This window comes from Saccharicrinis sp. GN24d3, from assembly GCF_052400645.1.
Taxonomy (GTDB): Bacteria; Bacteroidota; Bacteroidia; order Bacteroidales; family Marinilabiliaceae; genus Saccharicrinis.
Window position 1 is genome coordinate 1 of record NZ_JBQTGI010000059.1, and the last position, 6,257, is coordinate 6,257.

Below are 6,257 nucleotides of genomic sequence, written 5' to 3' on the forward strand. Positions count from 1 at the left end.
TTTTTTACTGAAGAAAACTACACCATACTTATGAACTTTATGTCAACACCTTTTTAGTTTTTAGACAGTCTGACGGTAAATTGTATGAGCAGTAGTGGATTGCGTGGTAATTCCTGTCAAACCGCTACGCAGTTTGAGCGGGCTACAAGCCTTGATTTTAGGCACTTACCCACTATTGCTTATACAAAATGTTAGGCACTGGCTTTGGTTCATTTTCAGTCCTTTACGTGTCAATCTGCATAGCGTTGGCAAGACATACTCTTTTGCAATTTTTGGTTTGAGCGATGGCTCGTGTGAATTGCAAATGTGTATGGCTTTTGCGCTGGCAATTCATTTCTTAATTTCCTGTTATTCCGTTAATAAATGTGTCTACAAAACCTAAAATCTTTTTCAGAATTTGGTCGCCTAATTTCTTGCGTTGTAATACCGACGGTTTTTCTCCTTCAATCAATTCAAGTATTTCATCTCGCAAAGGTTCTCTTTCTGCGAAAAGATAATTTTCAATCAGTTTTTGGGTTTTTTCTTCTGAAAGATTTTCTTCTTTAATCAATTTTTCAAAAGCCTTTTGTTGTTCAGTTGTCCAGAACTTATCAAACTCTTGTGGAATATCATCTTCGTCTTTTATCTCAGGTAAATTTTCTAAAATGAATTTCTCTATCAATTCTCGTTTACTTCTTAAATTCGCTTCTGAATTTAATAAATTGAAAATCTCTTTTTCAGTTTGTTCTACATCTTTTTTCGTGTTCGCTTTCAGTTTGATAAGCAACTGAATAATGTAGTTTACATTAATTTCGTCACGGTGAATTAATTCCAATTCAAAGTCCACATCTTCCAAAATCGAAACTTTTTCTTTTTGGTGGTCGCTTTTAACTTTGTCGTAAAGGTCAAGATATTTGCTTTTGTAATCCTCAAAAAGTTGCTCATTCATTGCCAAATCTGACCATTTGAAATCGGCAAAAGCGGTAAGAATATTTTTAACACGCATAATATTTCTAAATGCCTGTATAAATTTCAATTCGTCATCTTCCGTTTTTAAGTCGTTCACGCTGTTTACAGTTGGCGTAATCTTTAACAACTCAATAAAAGCCTCATTGAATTTCTTTACATATTCTTCGTAAGGTTTCATAATTATTACCTCAATCGCTTCTTTGTTGCTGAATAAGGTAATTGCATCGTCTGTTGCTTTTTTTAGATTGCGGAAAACAACAATATTTCCTTGTGATTTCTGCTCGTTTAAAATTCTGTTTGTTCTTGAATAAGCCTGAATTAATCCGTGATATTTCAAATTTTTGTCCACATACAAAGTATTGAGTGGTGGACTGTCGAAACCTGTAAGAAACATATTTACAACCAACAAAATATCAATTTTGCGTTCCTTTACTTTTTTAGAAATGTCGTTGTAATAATTGTAAAACGATTGGCTGTCTTTGGTTGAGAAATTTGAACCAAACATTTTATTGTAGTCTTCAATAAACTCGTCTAATTTCTCCCGACTATGCTTGTTCATTCCATACAAAGCTTTGGGCTCTTCTACAACCGATAATTCTTCGGGAATAAAACCGTTTGCGTCTGCATCTTCTTCATTGGCAACGTAGCTGAAAATGGTTGCTATTTTTAGATTGTGTTTTCCTTCTGCTTTTTTCTTTTGCAGAATGTCGTAATATTTGATTAATGTTTTAACGCTACTTACTGCAAATAAGCCTGTAAATTCTTTGTTGTGTGTTTTTCTGGTGTGATGTGCAATAATATAATCGGAAATCTTATTTAATCGTATTTCCGATTCCATCAACTCTTTTTTGTCGATGTCTTCTACTTCGATATCAATTTCGGTAGCACTGTCTTTCTTTTTATATCGTCCAACGTATTCAACTGAGAACTTTAAAACATTCTCGTCTTTTATAGCATCGGTGATTACGTATTTATGCAAAGAGTCGCCAAATAATTCTTTGGTAGTTCGTTTACCTAAATCATTTTTAAAAGCATTTTCTGCAAAAATGGGAGTTCCCGTAAAACCAAAGAATTGAATATTATTAAAAAAGGATTTTATCCGATTGTGCGTTTCTCCGAATTGTGAACGGTGACACTCGTCAAAAATGAAAATTAATCGCTTGTCTTGCAGTTTTTCCATTTTTGCCAAATACTGTTTTTTGCTGATAGCGGTATTTAGTTTCTGAATGGTGGTTACAATTAGTTTTGTGTCGTCAGAAAACTGTTTTACCAGTGCTTTTGTATTGTCTGTTCCGTCAATACTGCCTTTGCTAAAACTGTTAAATTCTTTGGTAGTTTGGTAATCCAAATCTTTACGGTCAACCACAAAAACAACTTTTTCAACTTCAGGCATATTCATTATAATCTGACTTGCTTTAAACGAAGTCAACGTTTTGCCTGAACCTGTGGTATGCCAAATGTACCCGTTTTTATTCGTGTTTTTTACTCGGTCAATTAATGCTTCAACGGCATAATATTGATAAGGACGTAGCACCATCAATATTTTATGCGTTTCGTTGAGAACTATGTATTTACTAATCATTTTAGAGATATGGCAAGGCTCTAAAAATTCGCTTGTAAAACCGTTTAAAATATTGGTAAGTCTGTTGTTCTCTTTATCTGTCCAGTAAAAAGTTTGTTTGAAAGATTGCCTGCGGTTATTGGCGTAGTATTTTGTATTTACACCGTTGCTAATTACAAAAACCTGAATGTATTGATATAAAGCCGAATTTGAACCAAAGGAATGACGTTGATAACGATTGATTTGGTTAAAGGCTTCTTTCAATTCCAAACCTCTACGTTTAAGTTCAATTTGAACCAACGGCAAACCATTAATCAGTAAAGTAACATCGTAACGGTTTTTATATTTTCCTTCAATGGTAACTTGGTGCGTAACCTGATATTGATTTTGACACCAAAACTCAGTATTTAAAAATTCAAAGTAAAGATTATTGCCATTATCACGGATAATATGTTGTTTTTCTCGAAGTGTTTTCGATTTTTCAAATACAGAACCTTTGGTGAGAATATTCATTACCTTTTTAAACTCAGCTTCCGAAAAGGTGATTTTGTTATGCTTTTCTAATTGATTTTTTAGGTTGGCAATAAGTTCTTTTTCGTCCTTTATTTGCACCAATCCATAACCCAACTTTTGCAGTTGTTCAACCAATTGATTTTCTAATATTTGTTCAGGCTGTTTGCTCATAACTTATACGCAAAACATTTTTTGTAATAGCCCTTTTTTATAGGCTTTTGTTTCTTCTATTTGCACACCAACATTTTTTATTTTTTCATCTAATTTGGATAGGAAATTAGCAATTTTGGTTTGCTCTACTTTTGATGATGGAAAATATAAAGGGCAGTTGAGTACTTCACTTTTGGTTAGATTTGTTTGTCCAACACCTGAATCAAACATGAGATAATATCTATTTCTATTTAATACATAAAAAAGAAATTTTGGACTAATAGAAATAGCTTTAATAGCGCAAATTCTCTGATTAAGTGTATACCTATCATTATAATCGACTAAAAAGCATTTTGCAAGAGCCTTACCCTTTGGCACATCACTCATTACCATACAAATTTCATCCTTTGAGAGTTTACAAATTTCAGTGTCAGAGAATTTTTTAACTTCGCCTTCCATTGAAATGAATTTTGAATTAACAACTATAAAACTTCCATTTACAGAAATATCTTGTTCGTGTGCTTTGCCGTTTCTAAAATGCACCAAATTATCTAAAATATCTTCTTCCCAATCAGGAAAATCTTTTCCATCATCATCTTTAAATCTAATTTCCTGCGAAAAGATTTTCTGCATCAATCCTTTTTTGTATTCTTCTAAAAGGTTTTTCTTTTCTTTGAGTTCGTTTATTTTGTTGTCGAGTACGGAAAAGAAATAAGTAATACGTTTTTGTTCTGCAATGCTTGGTGCAAAAATTCTGTCGTGCAAAACGTATTCATTATTTATCTTCATATCGTTTTTTGCACCTTTACGCACTAAAGGTCTTAAATAACGATTAGTGTTAGCATCTAACGAAAAGTAATAATCTAAAAAATCGCCATAAGCAGTTTTCTTGTTTACTTTATAAACTGCATAAAGTGTAGAAACAATTCCTGCTTTACCTTTATTGATTTTTATAATTCCGTATGGGTTGGCTTTTAATGGACTTTTGGTATAAACAATGTCGCCAATTTCAACAACACCATAATTATGAACTGATTCTCCAGCATAAGAACGCCCGAGATGTTCAATTTGGTTTACAATTCCCAATTCTCCCGAAACCGATAAAACTTCGTCTTTGCTGAATTTTAAATCAGAATTTTTCTTTTTAGATTCCCTTAATAGCTCGTTCAGTTCTTTGTGTTCCCAACCATCAGTAAATTCAGGAAATCTTACAAGCGGTATTTTGTTTTGTAACTTTTCCATAATCTAAAAAGGTGTGTCGATATTTAGTTCTTTACAAAGTGCAATCAATTCTTTATCTGTTTCACTCATTTTGTTTTCAAGATTTTTTAATTTCTCGGAAACTACCACAATATCAACAGGTTCTTCTTCCTCAAAAGTGTTTACATAGCGTGGTATATTTAAATTGTATTCGTTTTCGTGAATTTCTGAAAGTGGTGCGAGATAAGAATATTTGTCAACCTCTATTCTTTCTCGATAAGTAGAAATAATTTTTTCAATATCAGAAGGTCGAAGCATATTCTGTGTGCCTCGTTCAAAATATTTACTGCTGTCAATGAAAAGAACATTATCAGGATTTTCTCTGCATTTTTTGAAAACTAAAATGCTTGTTGGAATTGGTGTTCCATAAAATAGATTTGTTGGTAAACCAATAACTGCGTCTAAATAATTACGGTCTTCAATTAAATATTGGCGAATTTGCTGTTCAGCTCCACTTCTAAATAATGCCCCGTGTGGCAAAACAATTGCCATTGTTCCATTCTCTGCCAAATGGTGAATCATATGTTGCACAAAAGCGTAATCGGCTTTACTTTTTGGTGCTAACTTTCCGTATTGGCTAAATCTATCATCACTTGTAAATAATGGATTTGCACTCCATTGAGCCGAAAATGGGGGATTAGCTACTATCGCCTCAAATTGGTGTTCAATATGTTGTGGGTGTTCTAAAGTATCTTCCTGTTTTATGTCAAATTTACGGTAATGCACATCGTGCAAAATCATATTCATTCGAGCAAGGTTGTAGGTGGTGCGGTTGAGTTCCTGTCCGTAAAAGTTGTTTACTTCTTCCACTTCTTTTGCAACACGCAACAACAAAGAACCAGAACCGCAAGTTGGGTCATAAACCGAACGAAGTTTGGTTTTTCCTGTGGTTACCAACTTTGCCAAAACCATACTTACCTGCTGTGGTGTATAAAATTCTCCTGCTTTTTTTCCTGCACCGCTGGCAAATTGTCCAATCAAGTATTCGTAAGCATCACCCAAAACATCGAGTTCGGTATTTTCCAATTTAAAATCAATTTTGTCTAAGTGCGATAGCACTTTTGCAATTAATTGATTTCTTGCATCAGTCGTTTTTCCAAGTTTGGTGCTGTTCAAATCCATATCCTCAAAAAGATTATCAAAATCTTCTTCGCTTTCTGTTCCCATTGTCGAAAGTTGGATATTGTTCAGGATTCTTTGTAGGTCTTCAAGAATGAAATTGCTTTCGGTATCGTTGTTTCCGTTTCCTCTTTTTGCAACTTCGCTGAATAATTCAGAAGGTTTTAGAAAGTAGCCCAATTTTTCAAGAGATTCCTCTTTTATGGCTTCGATATATTCTTGTCCTTTTTCTGTATTTTCCTTAATCTCTTTGTATTTAATGCCGTCTGGTTTCAAAATGGTGTTGGCGTAAATTTCCATTTTCTCTGCCAAGTACTTGTAAAAAATAAATCCGAGTATGTAATCTCGGAACTCATCAGCATTCATTTTACCTCTTAACTCGTTGGCAATATTCCAAAGTTGCTGTTCAAGTTGTTTTTTCTGGTCTTCACTCATATATTTAATAATTCCTTAAATTCATTTCTCAAATTTACTCTAATTCTGTGTGCTGGCAAGAAATTGCTCTTTTGGTTTTTTTAGGTTGGCTTTTGCGTGTCGGCAAAAAACCAAATGTGCAATTTGTGCGGTGGCTTTCAGGTCGTTTTTCTCTCATTTCATTCACTGCACTTTCTCTTTTTTAGCATTGGGCATAACTTGGATATAGAGACCGTAATGACTTTATTATTTCGATTATGGTTTCTATACCGCATATATGATCAGTTATTTT

At 33.5% G+C, this 6,257-nt stretch carries 3 protein-coding genes; all 3 read right to left on the reverse strand.

Annotation, left to right across the window (positions count from 1 at the left end; genetic code table 11):
• Positions 1 to 337: 337 nt before the first annotated feature.
• The 3 genes from ACT29I_RS25485 to ACT29I_RS25495 are packed head-to-tail and all read right to left on the reverse strand — an operon-like array spanning position 338 to position 5,986.
• A complete protein-coding gene (locus tag ACT29I_RS25485; protein WP_444794832.1) occupies positions 338 to 3,193 on the reverse strand; it encodes a type I restriction endonuclease subunit R in 2,856 nt (951 codons plus the stop codon).
• Positions 3,194 to 3,196: 3 nt separating this feature from the next.
• Positions 3,197 to 4,414, reverse strand: a complete 1,218-nt coding sequence (locus tag ACT29I_RS25490) for a restriction endonuclease subunit S (RefSeq protein WP_444794833.1) — start codon at positions 4,412 to 4,414, stop codon at positions 3,197 to 3,199.
• A gap of 3 nt (positions 4,415 to 4,417) precedes the next feature.
• Positions 4,418 to 5,986 (reverse strand): type I restriction-modification system subunit M, encoded by a 1,569-nt coding sequence (locus tag ACT29I_RS25495; protein WP_444794834.1) that lies wholly within the window; start codon positions 5,984 to 5,986, stop codon positions 4,418 to 4,420.
• Between the last annotated feature and the right edge of the window lie 271 nt (positions 5,987 to 6,257).